This window comes from Prochlorococcus sp. MIT 1307 (genome assembly GCF_034092395.1).
Classification (GTDB): domain Bacteria; phylum Cyanobacteriota; class Cyanobacteriia; order PCC-6307; family Cyanobiaceae; genus AG-363-K07.
In genome coordinates this window covers 1,717,187-1,732,806 of the sequence record NZ_CP139301.1, presented here as the reverse complement: position 1 = coordinate 1,732,806, position 15,620 = coordinate 1,717,187, and the positions used below count along the sequence as shown (strand labels likewise).

Sequence of the window (15,620 nt, the reverse complement as noted above, 5' to 3'; positions counted from 1 at the left end):
AAAATCACCTTAAACTCATAATGTGACTGGATACGCTTCTTTAATACCTTCGATTGAATGTATCGAAATCAGCAACTCTGAAGGGATTGGATCATCAATACTCAATACCATCACTGCATCCCCCCGAACAATCTTGCGTCCTACTTGCATAGAAGCAATATTGACATTGTGCTCACCTAATAGAGAACCAAGTTGCCCAATAATTCCAGGCATGTCTCTATGGCGTGTAAAAAGCATGTGCTGGCTAGGAGAGACGTTGACAGGGAATTCATCAATACTAGTTATTCTCAAGTCCCCATCTGCAAGAACAGTGCCTGTCACTATGTGACTACCACAATCACCCTTAGTAGTGATTTGCAAAGAACCAAGAGCAAAATCACGACTGGATTCATCTTTAACTTCAAGCACATGGATTCCTCTGGCTTTTGCCTCTAATGAAGAATTCACATAATTAATTCTTTCTCCCAAAGCTGTTGTAAGCAAGCCTTTTAAAGTTGCAACCACAATCGGTTGTGAGGGATGCTGAGCAAAATCCCCCTGCAAACGAACTTCCAAAGAATTAACTTGTCCACCTGATAACTGACTTGAAAGCAACCCTAAAGTTTCCCCAAGTTGCAAATGAGGTTTCAATCTCTCCATTAAGTCAGCATTAAGACCAGGAATATTTACAGCGCTTCTAGCAGGAAGACCTAAGAGAACGTCCCTAATTTGTTCAGCAACATCTATTGCGACATTCTCTTGAGCTTCTGCTGTTGATGCCCCTAAATGAGGAGTGAGAATCAAACGCTCATCTACTGAGAGGAGAGGTGACTCCTTTGACAAAGGTTCAGTTGCATATACATCCAACGCTGCACCAGCGATAACACCTTTATTAATAGCTTCTGCCAGGGCGGATTCATCAATAATGCCCCCACGAGCACAATTGACCAACCTTGCTGTGGATTTCATTGAGGACAATAAATTGGCATCCACCAAATTCTCTGTATCAGGTGTTCTTGGCAAGTGAAGAGTGACATAATCAGCTTTTTCAAAAAGATTCTGAATAGGCATAAGCTTCACCTGCATCTTTTGAGCACGGTCTGCTGAAATAAAAGGGTCAAAAGCTATGACTTCCATTCCCATTGCAATTGCGACTTTTGCCACGTGTGAGCCAATCTTCCCAAGACCTACTACGCCTAAAACTTTCTTATAAAGCTCGTTCCCTACATATTTTTTTCGATCCCATCCCCCAGAAATTGTGCTTGCATGAGCTTGAGCCACATGGCGTGAAAGAGAAAGAAGCAATGCAAGTGCATGTTCAGCAGCGGCAATGGTATTTCCACCTGGTGAGTTAACCACCAAAATTCCTCTTTGAGTAGCTGCAGGAACATCTACGTTGTCTACTCCAACTCCTGCACGCCCAATTATTCGAAGGTTTTCAGCGGCTTGAACAACATCAGAAGTAACCTGTGTGCCGGATCGGATCATGAGTCCGTCATATTGACCAATGATCTGCTTCAGATCATCAATTGTGAGACCAATGATCTGATCAACATCCGCAACCTGACTAAGAATGTCAATACCTGCCTGATCAATGGGGTCGGAAACCAGAACTTTCGTCATCAAAGGCGAAACATTGCCGAACTGAACTGTAGAGAGCAATCTGCTCATCATCAGTTTTCAGGAGGTCAGGATTCAAAATCCAAACAATTGAGGAATGACTGAGTGACTATTTGCATAGTGGTTCTTTCCGAAAGTGGAAAAGCTAATCAACTGATCCAAAGCATTCAAAATGCAGGCATTGCATTGGTCAGATGTGACCTAATTCAACCTAGGGTTAATCAGGATGGGAGCAGGGCACAAAAGCCGCAAGAAACTTCAACCGATCCGACAACCAATAATCCTTCCTCAATTGCTTCCGTAGAAATAGATACCGTTGAATTACTGACTCCAAACCTTTCCAAGAAATTGCGTCAGCGAAAGATGTCAATGTTATTAATGCCTTTTGGATTTATAGCAGGACTCACCTTTACTCAAATGACTGGCCTTACAACATTTTCCGATTTTGGAGTTGGTGCCCTAGGGGAACCTCTAAGTGGAGGTCTTGTAGGGATGGCTTCTGGGTGGATGGGCAGCCATGTAGCCGCTGCAAGTGTCAGCTCAAAAAATGAAGAGGATATTACAAGTCTGCGAAAACTCAGTGAGCAGGGAGAATGGCTGCTCCTTCTTGAGACTCCCTTTGAAGTCGAATTGCCCTGGAAATTGTTAAAGGAAATTGAACCACTTGATATTGTTAGGCTTATAGATCAGTGAAATTACCCAGAAATCAGCTACTAAATGGTTGCAAGAATCCTTTAGCGATAGAGGAATTACTCAATCAAGCTGAAACAGTACTTCGCACAAAACAGCCTATATGGAGTGACTTTCTCTCCGCACCTCTTAAGGAAGAAGCAATCAACATAATGGAACCTCTAAATAATCTTCATCTGCATTCTGATGGAGGACACCCTGGCGCCGAACGGCAAAGATTGCAGTACATCCATTATGAAAAAGAAAGGCCTGTCACCTCAGATTCTGCTCCAATTACAGGGCTTCGAATAGAAGGCAACTTCTTATTTGATAGAGCTTCGCCAACAGATATCAGGAACACACTAGAAATGATGGGAATCAAAGCAGGTGCACTAGGAGATATTTGGATATGTGGTGATAGAGGCGCGCAAGCTTTGTGCACTCCAGAAGCATCTTTATACCTCAACAACAAAACTGGAAGAGTAAGAGATGTACAAATCCTTTGTGAAGCAGTCAATTCGAAAGAATTAAACCTACCTATTCAAAGAATCCCAAAACGATTGTGCACAGTTGAGGCTTCGAGAAGGCTAGATGCAATAGCATCAGCAGGTTTTGGCATATCGCGAGCCAAAATTATTAAGCAAATCAAAGAAGGGCGCCTCAGGCTTAACTGGAAAGGCATCAACAAAGTCAATAAAACATTAGGCGTGGGAGATCGCATTCAACTTGAAGGGAAAGGGAGGCTGGAAGTTTTAAGCCTTGAGCTGACAAAAAGGCAGCGATGGAGGATCGAATTACTACGTCAATGAGAATATTTGGAGCATAAGCTGCTACTTTGCTTTTTGTTCAGCTTGTGATCAAGCACATCCACAAGTTGGTTAACAGGGCGATTAGCTCAGAGGTAGAGCACTACCTTGACACGGTAGGAGTCACTGGTTCGATTCCAGTATCGCCCATTCCCGTTGCAATGAAAGGAGTCTTTGGAATCAAAAATAGTAATTATAGGGCTAGGACGTTCTGGTATTGGTGCTGCCAAACTTCTTAATTCTGAAGGTCATCAAGTAATAGTTTTTGAGAGCCGCGAGGGACCTTCATACAAGGCTCATGCAGAGAAACTTAAAGGTCAAGGTATCCAAGTAGAGCTAGGAACGCCATTAAAGCTTTCTAGTTTTCAACCATGGCTAAACCAACTGTCTTCAGTAGTAATTAGTCCTGCAATTCCATGGAATCACCCCGTACTCAATGAGCTTCGAAGTCAAGGAGTACATATTAAAGGAGAAATTACCCTCGCATGGGAGCATCTCAAACACCTGCCTTGGGTTGGCATCACAGGGACAAATGGGAAAACCACTGTGACCCACATGCTCAATCATGTTTTGGAACAAAATCAACTAGTAGCTCCTATGGGGGGAAATGTAGGAAATTCAGCCGCCGAAATTGCATTGGCATATCTCAAAAAGAAACAAAAGCCAGATTGGTTAATTATGGAATTAAGTAGCTATCAACTTGAAGCTTCACCTGAAATTTCTCCAAACATTGGCATATGGACAAACCTCACTCCAGATCATCTAGAAAGACACGGAAATCTTGAGGTTTATAGCAATATCAAGCGGAGACTTCTTGAAAACTCTGTTGTCCCTATTTACAATGCAGATGACAGATTTCTTTCAAAACAAAAAAACTCTCTAAAAGAAGGTATTTGGATTAGTGCTAAAGATCAAAATAATACAAATAATTCAGCAGAATTCTGGATCAATGACAAAGGGATGATTATAGAAAAAGGAAAAGAACTGTTTCACTCATCAGTACTTAATATGCCAGGGATCCACAATCTGCAAAATCTTTTAATCGTAACTGCAGCCGCTAGACAAACAGGTCTTTCTGCAAGCAATATCAAGAAAAGCATAAGTACTTTTACTGGCGTTCCTCATCGCCTCGAAAAACTTGGATGCTTACATGGTCTAAACATATTCAATGACAGTAAAGCTACTAATTTTGAGTCAGCAAAAATGGGGTTAATAGCAGTGAGTCCCCCTACAATTATTCTTGCTGGAGGACAACCTAAAGAAGGCGACCCTTCTGAATGGTTAAAAGCAATTCACAAAAGAGCTTGTGGCATTGTTCTATTTGGGAGTGGGGCAACTCACCTAAAGAACTTAATAGAATTATCAAACTTCCAAGGCACAATTTCTTGTTGCAAAGAGCTTGAGAAAGCAGTAACTATAGCAATTGAAATTGGGAAAAATAAAAAAGCGAAAAGCCTTATATTATCGCCAGCATGTGCCAGTTTTGATCAATATAAAGACTACGAGGAACGCGGAGAGCATTTTCAAAAACTAATCTCATCATTCTTATCAATTTGATCTTCATAGTCATGAAATAATTCATAAAAAATCTACTTATAAAATAAAAACCGAAAAAGGAGCTATAGATAACCTTGAATTTGAGGTCGGTCATTACTCCCTTAACTAACTAGCGCATAGTCTCCACAAATAGATAAGTTAAGAAAGAGTTAGGGGTATGTCTTGAGCAATTTTAATTCTTTGCCAAACTCAATAAGCCATAAACAACTAAATTCACTACTCGCCAAGGCCCGAAAACAGCCGTTATCAAGTCATGATTCAATTAGTCTCTCTTCAAAAGAGCAAGAATCTTTTGAAGAATTGTTGGTCAATTGGTCCTCTTTAAGCCGAAAGCTACTTGATGAACTCCAGAGAAAGCATGATTACATAGTTGAAGGGAAAAAACCACAAGCAATAATGGCCTTAGGGGCATTGGCGGCTCACCTAAATATGGCCATACAAGCTCGAAACGCATCAAACCTAGAATAAGTAAAAAGTCGCTTGAAATCGTTAACAATTTTGCAGCCAATAAATGGCACGATAATCCAAAGGCAAAGAACTTAATCAAGCTAGTAAGTGATTTTCCTCATAGACATTCATTAATTAAACATCTAGACAAGTAATAGAGTCAGAAAAAGCAACTTGGCACTGCTCTAATTGACTTAGAGGGAATCATCAGTATTTAAGTGTCCCTCGACTCACCATGGAGGAAGACATGACTTTCAAAGAAGCACTTGCCCTTGTTGAATCCCTAATGCCAGCTGTAATAGGCGGTTCTATGGGTATTTTTGCATTAGTTGGCTTGCGCGAACTATTCAAGGAAGCAAAGCTAGCCTTCAAAAAAAGCGCAAGCGCATAAAAACTAACTATCACCTTTTAAAGACAACAAGAAGTAGGAGGTGCCCTATGAAGTTAACGCCTGCAAAAAATCACAATTTGAATGCATGTGATATCCCAAGAAGACAAGAAGCAATACTGGCCCTGTTAGTACTAGCTTGGCGCAAAGGGAAAAAGCAAAGGCCAGCGTGGCTAACCAAAGAAGTAAACAGCTACTGCTAATTTAATATAAGGAACCAGCCATTCATTAAAACAATATTTAAACATTAAAAGCAAGTAAAAAGAAAACCTCTTTTTAGGGAATCATCTTGATAGATTCATATGAATCAACTAATAGCTAGGCAATGACTATCAAGGATAAATAACATAATATATGCCTGCAAGTGCAACTGTTCAGACTGAAAGAGATGAAATCACCTAACAGAAGAAAAGAGATTGCAGAAACAATAGAATTTGCATCTCCTTTATATGCCTATTGGAAATCATCCCAAAACACAGCTCAAGAGAATGAAAGGCTGAAAAAATCAAGCGCAACATTCCCAGCTGCAGGCCTTTTCAAAAAGGAGCCCTATAAATGGGAGATGTTATATCAAAGCATTGCACGAGAGGTAGTTAAAGGGGACCTAAGCGCAATAAAAGGACTGAAATTATTAATCAAAATGCTTAATACTGAAGAGCAATATAAAATTATTCAAACTTTTTCTAATAAAGAATTATTCAGCGAAGATATAATATCTGAGTTACAAAATAGTGAACAAAGCCAAGAAGCAACAAAAAAGAATATCATTAGGTTTATAAGAATATTATTAGCCATTTTTACTAATCCATATTGCATAGAAATAAAGCGTGAAAAATCACATATATATGAACATACAGGCTCAGCCATTCAGAAGCTCAGGAAACTAGTCACAAGAAGGAATGCCATCAAGAAGAGCCACAACGGCACTATTGTGACCAAATAATCGACCAAATTGTGCGGTTTGTTCCATTCAAAGGTTCTTGTATCACCATGAGCAAAAAACAACAGTTTGATCCTGTAAAAGAGATTGTTATCTCCATCTAAATGCTGACAACAAACAATCGGCTACTTGTCAAAGAAATACTGCACCGTCTAGAAATCAAGGAACCTGTTACAGTCAATGAGCTTATCTATCTGCATCAACAAGCCAGTGAATATGAAGAAGTTGATTGCTGGGTAAAGAAACTTTTGAGCAGTGATGAGTTTGTAGAACCTGAACTCAAGGCAACCTCACCTCCTATTGCTGCATAATTTCTAGACTCAACCCCTTTTCTAAAAAATCTTGTGTAGTCATAGCCCCCAAGAGTAGTTATTTCTTAAGGGTGAAACCTTTATCCAAAAGCTTTTGATAAGTCAGTCTTGCTTGGTATGAAAGAAATTGCTCGTAAATCTCGTCGTTTTTGTTGATGTTGAACCAATTTTTATCATGCTTATTCTTTGAGAACTTTACAAAGTCAACTCCTTTAACAAGAGTCCATTCATCTTGATAGGATTTTTTTTGTCCTGGACCTAGATCCCAAGGACAATTCGCTGGATATTTTTCCTTTACCATCACCGTCAACCCAAAAGGTTATGTACAAGTTGTAACGCATTTTGCCCATTTGAAAACTAAACCAAAATAATTGCTTGAAAGTCATCGAGGTCAGGGGAGCTCTCTCCACCAAGAAGCTCATTAAGAATCAATAGATCCAAATGAGCAAAAAAACTAGATTTAGAGTCAAAATTATCTCTTTATACTTTATATCTATTAACTTTAAAGCTTGAATTTGACTGTCTTTAATGCCAATTATGAGGTTTTTCTAATGGCATACAAAGCAAATAAGGCAGTCTAATTGAAAAGTTTTTCAATGTTCAAATTAATTTATTATTGCAGAGTTTATCTATACAAATACTCCTAGTTAAAAGCTTTCAGAAAAGAAAATATACGGAGGGTGTTGATCTCATTCAAAACAATTGCCAATTAATTGAAATAATCTTTGTTGAGAACAAATTACTTGTTAATGTTCAAACCAGCCAAAGGAACAAGGAACTTAACTATTGTTGGGATTAATAAAAGTACAGTCATCAGTCTCACTGCATGAAGAGCTGCTACCGCAGCACCTACCCCAAATTCAGCGCCAACAAGACTCATCCCAATAGTTCCGCCTGGAGCAGCCCCTAAGAATGCAACGACAGGATCTAGGCCCAACAATCGACTACAAAGTATCCCAAGTAACACTCCGCTAATGACAAGGGTAATTGTAATGAGCAAAGCAGGTTTCCAAAGGGTCTGTAATTCTCCTAAGGTTTCTCTATTTATTCCAGTACCAATAACAGTCCCTACTCCTATTCCAAGAGCTGTTTTAGTGCCAGGTGGCCATTCTGCAACCTCTAATAGACCACTAATACTTAATAAGCCTGCACCAAGAATCGCCCCTGCAAGCGGCGCAGCTGGTATACCAGTAACAAGCATTAATAGACCTAAAGCAGTCCCACTAAGAAGATATAGAAGCAATGTAGCTACTGGAGGCATGATCATAAAGATTATGGAGTTTCATTAGTCTCGCTTCTTCAAGCACCAATTGAAAACGAATGAAGACAATTACTCAGGAAAGATAATCTTTGTTTATACCACCACTAATTTAGAGCGCATCTCCCATGCAAAACTTTGCATGGCCTTCACTAGTTATTCTCTAGCTAGCTGATCAAAATACTTAGTCAAAAAAACTAGTGGTAAAAGAATCAAAGTCTTTTAGTGTTTTACTATAGCTAAAGAAATTAATTAAAATTAATTTCCCTAAAAAATTTCCAGGGGAATTGAGATATCTCACTAATTATTTTTACATCAAATCAGTAAATAACTACAGTTTAATATTTTATTTATACTGCTTTCAAAGTGAGGCAAATTTGTTTTGCAGATATCATTCAGCAGTTTCAAACTGGCGGAGCAAACGGAAGCCCTTACGAACCACCAAGACAGCGCCATAAAGTCCAAAACCAAAAGGAACAATAATAAGTGGATTCACACTCATCTCGGCCATAGTTTTTCCTCCCGTGGAATAGTCATAACCATGGCAAGGAGATAGGAGCATAAGGCTCCCAAAAATTACAAGCCAGCCAATAATTGACAACAATCCATCACGAGTTTGACCGTCATAAAACCTGTCCAGGCCTAAACCCCAACCGACTGATAACAAAGCTAAGCGGGTAAGAGATTTCTTTTCTTCTTTACGAAACATGTTCGACTAGCTATTGAGTTGATAATAGTTATAGGTATTAATTTCCAAAAGTGCGAGGCTATAAGTGACAGCTTAATAAGGAAGCTCATAACTCAAAAGCAAATTTCATGTCAGTACTTGTCGCAAATGGCCAAAACACCTCCAAACACTTAATCAAAACAAGGCAAGTCAAGCTTGGCATCAGCGTATCTTCTACAAAATGCATAAGGTGAGGCAAAAAAGTTAGAGCGAGCACAAATGAATCACAACACTGATACTTCGAGTAACCTATCCAAAGAATCGCCCTGATTTGAGCTAGTTGGCTTTGAAGTTCTAATCAATTAAGCATAATTAGATTCATGAGGAATCAAACTTTAAAGATAGGCACTCCACTCTTTAGGCAAGTCAATTCAAACACTCTCCAAGTAACGCATAGCGACCACTGAGGAATAATAAGCATTAAGGCTGATTGCTTTTTATTCCCTCAACGACAAGCATATAGTTATTAAAGAAGGAGGTACCTAATGACGGTAGATACTCCACCAGAGTCTTTCCCAGAAGCCTTCTAACTTCTGACCCCTGCTCCAACAGTCTCAATTATCAACAGGGCTTTGCATGAAAGCTGATTCGACAAGGATCAATTCTATCTATCTTTTGTAGATAGATATAGGTGCGTCAAATCAGTCGCTCTCTTTTGCATCGTCTTAGGTGCCCTAAAAGGGATTTAGCCCTATTCCTAGAAACATGGCCCCAGGAGGTCAAGTACCAGAAACTTGAATTAAAAGGCATCTAAAAGCCGACTTCTATAACCGAAGTCGGCTTTTAGAGTTTTAAGAAGCTATAACAATTAAAAGGACCCATAAATTTTTGGCTGGTGAATATTTTACAAAAATTTTCTTCATTATGTAAATTAACAGCACCCAAGTGTCAGATGATAAAAATCACCAGGTTCAATTTGACCTAAGAGTTTTTAAACTTATATACTAGTTTCTAGATAAAGAGAATAGTCCTGACTTCTCAGACAAACATTCATTATTGCTATGGAATCAAAAACATTATCAGTGAATGCAAAAGTGCAGTTACTTGTGGATAGGCTAGATGGCGACAAAGCCAAAAATGATGCCTTGTCCAGCTGTAAGGATGGAGAAGATATGTTGAATCTTCTAATTGAAACTTCTACACAAATGAATCTTGATCTAACTAGGGATGACTTTTTAAAAACACCACCCATTCGCGATTGGATCTGGTGGAAGAACAAAGATGCACCTTTAACATTGGGAGATGGAGTTCTCCGTTATCAGCAGGACAAAAATTCTAAAAATCGTAGATTCATAGGGATGGGGGCACTAATAATACTGCTTTTTATAGTTGGCATGGTAGCTGGCTTCTGATGTCAAGATAAGAAAAATCCCCAAATTAGGAGGGAATGAAAAAATCACTTTCTCAATTGTTAAATTACTTTCAACTCAAATAAAAACCATCATAGAGTCAAAGAATGGAACAACCTATCTCCAACGAAAAATCGACACCTAAAGCCCAAAACAAAGATGAAAAAAAAGAGGTAGGACAACTTTTTGGCATTCAATTATCTGCACCTAAAGGAATGAAAAATCCTGGTGCAATCTTTCTCGTCTTGGTCATTGGTAACTTTCTCTTGCTTTTTGGATTAGGCAAGGCCTTGGGTTTGTTTTAACAGCTTATTTCCAAGGCTATGGTTTTCTAAGTAGTGCTTGGGTACTTCCATGCAATTACAGTATGTTGTCTCTCCAGCCTGTCAATAGAGAACTCAATTGCTCTATTTACAGCTTTCCTTTAGCGCCTAACAAAAAATTTCCGATAGATGACTTTCTCAGCCCTTTATTTCGGCTCTAGCGGCTGGTTAATTGAATTTGGCAACTTCAGAGTTTTGATAGACCCATGGCTAACCGGAACTCTTAAATTCCCCCCTGGGGCTTGGCTTATTGAAGGCAGTTTGCCTAATGAGATAAAGATTCCCGAACAAATCGATTTGCTTCTTTTAACTCAAGGACTCGCCGATCATTCCCATAAACCAACTCTCAAAAAACTACCCCGTTCCTTGCCAGTCGTAGGTTCCCCCTCCGCCGCTAATGTTGCAAGAAGTTGTGACTTCGAAATTGTTCAGGAGTTAAAGCCAGGTGAAACCTCACAAATAAAAGAACTTAAAATCGAGGCTTTTGCCGGGGCGCCAGTCCCCAATGTTGAAAACGGTTATGTAATTTCTCATCCAATGGGGTCTTTATACGTGGAGCCACATGGCTTCATGGATAAGAACATAAAGCCCCGTCAACTTGATGCAGTTATTAGTCCAGTAGTTGATGTCACCTTGCCATTCGCTGGAGCCTTTTTAAAAGGTCAAACTGTTTTACCTGAACTTATTGACCGCTTCCAGCCCTTAAGCGTCCTAGCTAGCACTACAGGAGGAAATGCAAAATTCACAGGATTACTAAGCAGCCTAATGAAAATGGAAGGGAGCACTGAAGAGGCTGCAAAGAGTCTCGATAAAAAGACTCTTCTTATCGATCCTATTCCAGAAAAAAAGTACTTACTAAAAACGCACAGCTAAAAGCCTAATCAAAATAACAATAAGAAATAGGCAGATAATAAATAAAGAATTAGAAGTACAACTATCTAAGTGATCATTATCAAACAGCCTACCTGCCACCTGAGATAAGTAAAAGATAAAAGGTAATCACAGTAGCTCTATAAGCTTTCAAGATTGATCACACCATCAAGGATTTTGGGTCTATCAACCCAAGCATTATTCCAACGATAACTATGAAAATAGCCATAACGAGTACAGCGCCAGGCCAAATAACTTTCCATTGACTACCCATATACAGATTGCAAATAGTTAATTATTAGCGATAAAACGAAGAATTATTCATTTAGCCAGAAGGCTGAAATAAATACTTAAAAAAAGCTGGAGTGCTTCAAGCCCAATCGCAAAACTTGCAGCCTTAAAAAATCAGTACATAAGTTATTCTTATTCGCCTTATGAGTATCCATTATTCCTCTTGATCAATTGCCCGCTTTTCGATATGTTTTTTATATGAAAACAACTACAGCACAAATCAAAAGTAGCAAAATCTACAATGCAATTGTAGAGGCTTCTAAGAATGGGGAACTATGGGGCATGAATCCAAAAAGAAGTATTATAAAGCGAACTTAAAATAGATAAGTCAAATATCTATGAAGGCTTTGTAGTAGCTTCGATGTAATTTTAAACCATAGCAATAATTATTAATTTTTGATTTTAGTTATCATGTACTCTTCAAGTCATTCTCAAAAATATTCTTCTGCGGCCTTAATAATCACAGCTGGATAAATATCAGTTAGATTGATGGACTTATTTATAAATACTCGTTTAATTATTCCATCTAAAGAATTAAAATGGTCCTTCTCTCGCGCTAAAGGTCCAGGAGGTCAAGCAGTTAACAAAGTTGAAAGCCAAGTAGAGCTTCTGCTTAATTTAGAAAAATCCTATACACTTAGTCCCTTTCAAAAACATAGATTACTTGAGAAACTTAAAAGTCAAGTAGTGAATGGGGCTCTTCGTGTTGTCGCCAAAGAAGAACGTTCTCAATACCAAAATCGCAAAGTAGCCTTAGCGAGAATGAAAGAACTATTAATAGAAGGGTTAAAGCCGCCACAAAAGGCTAGGAAATCAACCAAACCAGGGCTTAAAGCTAAAAATCAAAGAATTAAAATCAAGAAAATTAGAGGTGATTTAAAGCGGAAGCGTCAAAAGAAAGTTTTTATTGAAGGTTAAATCTTACTAGCCATAAAGAAATCTATTCTAATAATTAGAATTCTGTTATCTAAGGCGAATACATAAAAAATCAAAAGATCTATATTCAAGCTAATATTATTAGCTTAGAAAATTGATAATATTCCCATTTCACTACGTTTAACTGAAACCTTATTCCCTTTGGGAGTCAAAAAAACCTTCTCTATAATTACTCCATCTCTTACAACAATTAAAGAGACTGTCCCTGATATCCGGCCACGAGTCCAATCAAGTCTATTCCTTGACAGGCTAATTTTTTTATCTTTAGATAAAGCTTTGAAAGGCATTGTCAATTCTCTAATATTTATTTCTTCATCTTGTCTTTCTAAAAAGAAATCATATTTCTCAACGAAATTTAAAGTGCTTTGATCGACTCCATCTCTTTCAAGTTTATCTTGCCTATGAAATTTTGATGAAAGCTTTTGTTTTAATACTTGGTATTGAGAAGAAATGTTATTTTGAATTAAATGGTATTTAGAGACTCTTTTTTCCTGTCTTTTCTTCAAGTAAGTTGGAACAACCATTTTGCGCCATTAAGTATATAAGAAATCTAACGTCTAATACTAGTTTTTCAAGCTTTTATCATGCTATAGAGAACTATCACTCATCTATAAATTTAACCATTTCAGGCCTTAACATAACATCTCATGAGAACGAGATGCTTGTTAAAGATTTCATAAATAATTTAGATATTTAGTCTCTAAATATAGATATACTTTCCAAGAAAGACTAGGAAGGGTGACTTTCTAATTTATACCCTTTATCTAACAACTTTTGAAATATAAGGCGGGCCTCATAGGCCAAGATAGATTTAAGTGTTTGTTTTTGTGTGACATAGAAATAATTTGAATTGTCTTTATTTTTAGCAAATATCACAAAGTCTTCTCCGTTTTTCATAACCCAATTCGATTGATCAGATTGATTCTGATTAGGACCAAAGTCCCATGGGCATTTCTCTGGATATTTCTCCCTTCCCGTAGCCATCAGAAAAATTCATTGAATTTCTATTATGTATCTTTTGTTAGGTAAGCGTCAAGACTTTTTTTTGAATTACTGGTATAGATCTAATCTAGACTAGATAGCTCCAGATCCTTGATGAACTATCTCTAAAGAAAGGGTGCAAAGCTATATCCTTTGAGGTAGTTAATTCTTTAAATTATCAGTTTAAAAACACGAACTATATTTACAGCTGTAATTATAAAACTCAATTGCAGCATTCGAATATATTGATATAGCTAAAATTTTAATTATGGAATAGTCAAACTCTCAAGAGAACTAAAAGTTATGCCGCTTCTATATTATCTGGGTGATGATCATCCATCCAATCTATTAAATCACTTAGTAAGTTCTGAGTAGCATCGTATAGATCATCTTCAGTTGCACTTTTTCCTGCCTTCTTAAGTCTTCTTTCTAAAAGAAGCATTACATCATCTTCAGCTTCAGAAGGGCTGATTCCCTCATCTTCGAGCTTTTCAAAAAGTTTTTCTACTGAAATTAGAGATGTAATTTGTGCGACATCCAAGGTGCACTCAACATCTTCATATGCAACACCTTCTAAAATGCAATAGTCAAAAGCATAGGCCTTAAAATCATTAGGAAAGGATTCCCAAGAGTTATCTTGAAATTCCTCTGTCTCTTCTTTATCTAATCCTTTCTCAGAACAAAAGGAATGCTTACAATTCTCAAAGTCTTCTCCTTCCTGTGAATCTAAAAGAAACGCTTGTTCATTCTCATTAAAAAAAGCAACTTTTGCATTAAATGTCTTTGGTAATTGAGCAAGTTTCCAATAATGCAAGAGTTGCTCTGTCTTAGTCATTTTCTCTGATTAAAGATCTAAAGTTTTTTTTAGAGCCTTTTCAAGTTTTAAGCCACTATTTAGTTTGATTTTAGAACTAGCAAGTCAAAATCTTAAAGAGACTAAGGTAGGCATTTTGATATAAAGTAAATACTTGTTTCGTAAAAAAAGAAAATCATAGGAAGGTATATAGATATAAATACTGTCTATTTAGGAGATGCTCAAATTCTATAAAGAATTTTTCATGAGAAGTTCAATTTTAGTTGAGTTGATATAAAAAAATAAGCTTTTATGCTGATTTTACTCTGAAAATCATCCGTGCAAGTCAGGCACATATATAAATCAAGACCTACCAGACCAACAAGCCAACTCCTTGGAACCGAGGTAATTGATACATTTGTACTTGGTGACGGCCTCGACAGCAAGGGCTACCTTTGGGTGTCGTACCTTATGCAATGGCTTCAACCTCTATTTCGCCCGAGGTACTGGAAGCGGGAGGCATATATCTCGGCGAAGAAGTGGAGAAAGGGTTGGTGCCAGCCCAAGTGGCATTCATCAAGGAGTCAACCCTGGAGGTCAATGAAGAGCTGCTTACAGCGGGGCAATGTATTAGGGCAGTAGCAGCGCACTTATTTGAAATCAAGCAAAATGTTAGGCCAGGCAACTGGAAGGCTTATCTCCGCTCTGGGGCACTCAACTGTTCAGAAAGGTATGCGGTCGATCTAGTCAATGCTCATGAGAAATGGCTAGGCAACTCTGATGTGGATGATCATTTGCTGGCCGGCTTTTCCGCAAGGTCACTTAACGCGATGGGAGGAAAAGGGATTACAGATAGAGAAAGAGCAAAGGTGTTTGATTTGGCGGCCAAAGGAGAGGTCCTATCAGACGCAAAGGTTCGCAATACCCTACGTGGCAGGCCATCTGCAAAAAGCAAGGTGCCTAAAACAGTAGATGCAAGGGTTGAAGAATTAAATAATCGTCTAAAAGTAGCTATTAAGAAGAATAAGGAATTAATTGCTGAAAATAAAAAACTTAGAGATCTTGTGGCGCAAGGTGGGGCTTCCAAAATATGACAAAACCTCTAATGGTTATGAAGTGGATATAAATAAAAGCATATTAATTTAATAGTAAATTTATTAACAATAATAAAAGTTATTTGGGAAAAAGTATATTTTTTAAATTCAAAGATATCTTATTTAGTTGAAATCCTAATCCAAGGAAGAATTATCTTTGCTACTTGTTTTTTATCACTTATAGAGGTGGCTTGCCAATTTGAAAGCGAATCCAATATAAATATTAAAAGATTACTTTCTAGATAAAAATTAATTGAGAGGTTCTTTTGATTTAATATGTA

At 37.8% G+C, this 15,620-nt stretch carries 19 protein-coding genes and 1 tRNA gene; 13 read left to right on the top strand and 7 right to left on the bottom strand.

Translation table 11 applies throughout. The features are described from left to right. Window positions 1-15: 15 nt before the first annotated feature. A complete protein-coding gene (gene serA / locus SOI82_RS08915; RefSeq protein WP_320667070.1) occupies window positions 16-1,602 on the bottom strand; it encodes a phosphoglycerate dehydrogenase in 1,587 nt (528 codons plus the stop codon). A 117-nt stretch (window positions 1,603-1,719) separates the two neighbouring features. Between serA and SOI82_RS08910 the strand changes: the two genes are divergently transcribed. The 8 genes from SOI82_RS08910 to SOI82_RS08875 all read left to right on the top strand — a co-directional run bounded on the left by SOI82_RS08910 (window position 1,720) and on the right by SOI82_RS08875 (window position 6,717). Next, window positions 1,720-2,292: a hypothetical protein gene (locus tag SOI82_RS08910; RefSeq protein WP_320667069.1), complete on the top strand. Its 573-nt coding sequence runs from the start codon at window positions 1,720-1,722 to the stop codon at window positions 2,290-2,292. Next, window positions 2,289-3,077, top strand: coding sequence for a photosystem II S4 domain protein (locus SOI82_RS08905; protein WP_320667068.1), 789 nt, complete (start codon window positions 2,289-2,291; stop codon window positions 3,075-3,077). The genes SOI82_RS08910 and SOI82_RS08905 overlap by 4 nt, the downstream gene beginning before the upstream one ends. Before the next feature lie 75 nt (window positions 3,078-3,152). Further along, window positions 3,153-3,224: transfer RNA gene (locus tag SOI82_RS08900), tRNA-Val, on the top strand. Window positions 3,225-3,248: 24 nt separating this feature from the next. After that, complete coding sequence (gene murD / locus SOI82_RS08895) at window positions 3,249-4,631, top strand: UDP-N-acetylmuramoyl-L-alanine--D-glutamate ligase (protein WP_320667067.1); 1,383 nt, start codon at window positions 3,249-3,251, stop codon at window positions 4,629-4,631. Between the two features lie 162 nt (window positions 4,632-4,793). After that, window positions 4,794-5,099 carry an MATH domain-containing protein gene (locus SOI82_RS08890; RefSeq protein ID WP_320667066.1) on the top strand — a complete coding sequence of 102 codons (306 nt, stop codon included), beginning with the start codon at window positions 4,794-4,796 and terminating at the stop codon, window positions 5,097-5,099. 226 nt (window positions 5,100-5,325) lie between these two features. After that, window positions 5,326-5,469: a hypothetical protein gene (locus SOI82_RS08885; protein ID WP_320667065.1), complete on the top strand. Its 144-nt coding sequence runs from the start codon at window positions 5,326-5,328 to the stop codon at window positions 5,467-5,469. A gap of 385 nt (window positions 5,470-5,854) precedes the next feature. Continuing rightward, window positions 5,855-6,409, top strand: a complete 555-nt coding sequence (locus SOI82_RS08880; protein ID WP_320667064.1) for a hypothetical protein — start codon at window positions 5,855-5,857, stop codon at window positions 6,407-6,409. Between the two features lie 101 nt (window positions 6,410-6,510). Then, entirely contained in the window at window positions 6,511-6,717 is a 207-nt protein-coding gene (locus SOI82_RS08875; protein WP_320667063.1) for a hypothetical protein, read from the top strand. Window positions 6,718-7,456: 739 nt separating this feature from the next. On the opposite strand, the gene SOI82_RS08870 is transcribed toward SOI82_RS08875, so the two are convergent. Then, window positions 7,457-7,978 carry an AbrB family transcriptional regulator gene (locus SOI82_RS08870; RefSeq protein WP_320667062.1) on the bottom strand — a complete coding sequence of 174 codons (522 nt, stop codon included), beginning with the start codon at window positions 7,976-7,978 and terminating at the stop codon, window positions 7,457-7,459. Window positions 7,979-8,366: 388 nt separating this feature from the next. After that, window positions 8,367-8,684: a hypothetical protein gene (locus tag SOI82_RS08865; protein ID WP_320667061.1), complete on the bottom strand. Its 318-nt coding sequence runs from the start codon at window positions 8,682-8,684 to the stop codon at window positions 8,367-8,369. Window positions 8,685-9,703: 1,019 nt separating this feature from the next. Here SOI82_RS08865 and SOI82_RS08860 point away from each other — a divergent pair. From SOI82_RS08860 to SOI82_RS08850, 3 genes are all read left to right on the top strand, one after another. Further along, on the top strand, window positions 9,704-10,054 hold the full coding sequence (locus SOI82_RS08860) for a hypothetical protein (RefSeq protein ID WP_320667060.1): 351 nt from the start codon (window positions 9,704-9,706) through the stop codon (window positions 10,052-10,054). A 104-nt stretch (window positions 10,055-10,158) separates the two neighbouring features. Beyond that, window positions 10,159-10,356 carry a hypothetical protein gene (locus tag SOI82_RS08855; protein ID WP_320667059.1) on the top strand — a complete coding sequence of 66 codons (198 nt, stop codon included), beginning with the start codon at window positions 10,159-10,161 and terminating at the stop codon, window positions 10,354-10,356. Between the two features lie 147 nt (window positions 10,357-10,503). Further along, window positions 10,504-11,247, top strand: coding sequence for an MBL fold metallo-hydrolase (locus SOI82_RS08850; RefSeq protein ID WP_320667058.1), 744 nt, complete (start codon window positions 10,504-10,506; stop codon window positions 11,245-11,247). A gap of 137 nt (window positions 11,248-11,384) precedes the next feature. On the opposite strand, the gene SOI82_RS08845 is transcribed toward SOI82_RS08850, so the two are convergent. Beyond that, window positions 11,385-11,507 carry a hypothetical protein gene (locus SOI82_RS08845; RefSeq protein WP_320667057.1) on the bottom strand — a complete coding sequence of 41 codons (123 nt, stop codon included), beginning with the start codon at window positions 11,505-11,507 and terminating at the stop codon, window positions 11,385-11,387. A 517-nt stretch (window positions 11,508-12,024) separates the two neighbouring features. Between SOI82_RS08845 and arfB the strand changes: the two genes are divergently transcribed. Continuing rightward, entirely contained in the window at window positions 12,025-12,453 is a 429-nt protein-coding gene (gene arfB / locus SOI82_RS08840; RefSeq protein ID WP_320667056.1) for an alternative ribosome rescue aminoacyl-tRNA hydrolase ArfB, read from the top strand. Between the two features lie 104 nt (window positions 12,454-12,557). Here the strand turns inward: arfB and SOI82_RS08835 are convergent, their stop codons facing one another. From SOI82_RS08835 to SOI82_RS08825, 3 genes are all read right to left on the bottom strand, one after another. Further along, window positions 12,558-12,995: a hypothetical protein gene (locus tag SOI82_RS08835; protein WP_320667055.1), complete on the bottom strand. Its 438-nt coding sequence runs from the start codon at window positions 12,993-12,995 to the stop codon at window positions 12,558-12,560. Window positions 12,996-13,200: 205 nt separating this feature from the next. Next, entirely contained in the window at window positions 13,201-13,455 is a 255-nt protein-coding gene (locus SOI82_RS08830) for a hypothetical protein (RefSeq protein ID WP_320667054.1), read from the bottom strand. A gap of 298 nt (window positions 13,456-13,753) precedes the next feature. After that, on the bottom strand, window positions 13,754-14,287 hold the full coding sequence (locus SOI82_RS08825; protein ID WP_320667053.1) for a hypothetical protein: 534 nt from the start codon (window positions 14,285-14,287) through the stop codon (window positions 13,754-13,756). A 434-nt stretch (window positions 14,288-14,721) separates the two neighbouring features. On the opposite strand from SOI82_RS08825, the gene SOI82_RS08820 reads away from it, so the two are divergent. After that, window positions 14,722-15,339, top strand: coding sequence for a hypothetical protein (locus SOI82_RS08820; RefSeq protein WP_320667052.1), 618 nt, complete (start codon window positions 14,722-14,724; stop codon window positions 15,337-15,339). Window positions 15,340-15,620 lie beyond the last annotated feature (281 nt).

Coding starts and splice junctions, on each gene's coding strand:
- serA (WP_320667070.1), bottom strand. CDS start 1,602: ATGACGAAAGTTCTGGTTTCCGACCCCATTGATCAGGCAGGTATTGAC.
- SOI82_RS08885 (WP_320667065.1), top strand. CDS start 5,326: ATGACTTTCAAAGAAGCACTTGCCCTTGTTGAATCCCTAATGCCAGCT.
- SOI82_RS08880 (WP_320667064.1), top strand. CDS start 5,855: ATGAAATCACCTAACAGAAGAAAAGAGATTGCAGAAACAATAGAATTT.
- SOI82_RS08875 (WP_320667063.1), top strand. CDS start 6,511: ATGCTGACAACAAACAATCGGCTACTTGTCAAAGAAATACTGCACCGT.
- SOI82_RS08870 (WP_320667062.1), bottom strand. CDS start 7,978: ATGCCTCCAGTAGCTACATTGCTTCTATATCTTCTTAGTGGGACTGCT.
- SOI82_RS08865 (WP_320667061.1), bottom strand. CDS start 8,684: ATGTTTCGTAAAGAAGAAAAGAAATCTCTTACCCGCTTAGCTTTGTTA.
- SOI82_RS08860 (WP_320667060.1), top strand. CDS start 9,704: ATGGAATCAAAAACATTATCAGTGAATGCAAAAGTGCAGTTACTTGTG.
- SOI82_RS08855 (WP_320667059.1), top strand. CDS start 10,159: ATGGAACAACCTATCTCCAACGAAAAATCGACACCTAAAGCCCAAAAC.
- SOI82_RS08850 (WP_320667058.1), top strand. CDS start 10,504: ATGACTTTCTCAGCCCTTTATTTCGGCTCTAGCGGCTGGTTAATTGAA.
- SOI82_RS08845 (WP_320667057.1), bottom strand. CDS start 11,507: ATGGAAAGTTATTTGGCCTGGCGCTGTACTCGTTATGGCTATTTTCAT.
- arfB (WP_320667056.1), top strand. CDS start 12,025: ATGGACTTATTTATAAATACTCGTTTAATTATTCCATCTAAAGAATTA.
- SOI82_RS08835 (WP_320667055.1), bottom strand. CDS start 12,995: ATGGTTGTTCCAACTTACTTGAAGAAAAGACAGGAAAAAAGAGTCTCT.
- SOI82_RS08830 (WP_320667054.1), bottom strand. CDS start 13,455: ATGGCTACGGGAAGGGAGAAATATCCAGAGAAATGCCCATGGGACTTT.
- SOI82_RS08825 (WP_320667053.1), bottom strand. CDS start 14,287: ATGACTAAGACAGAGCAACTCTTGCATTATTGGAAACTTGCTCAATTA.
- SOI82_RS08820 (WP_320667052.1), top strand. CDS start 14,722: ATGGCTTCAACCTCTATTTCGCCCGAGGTACTGGAAGCGGGAGGCATA.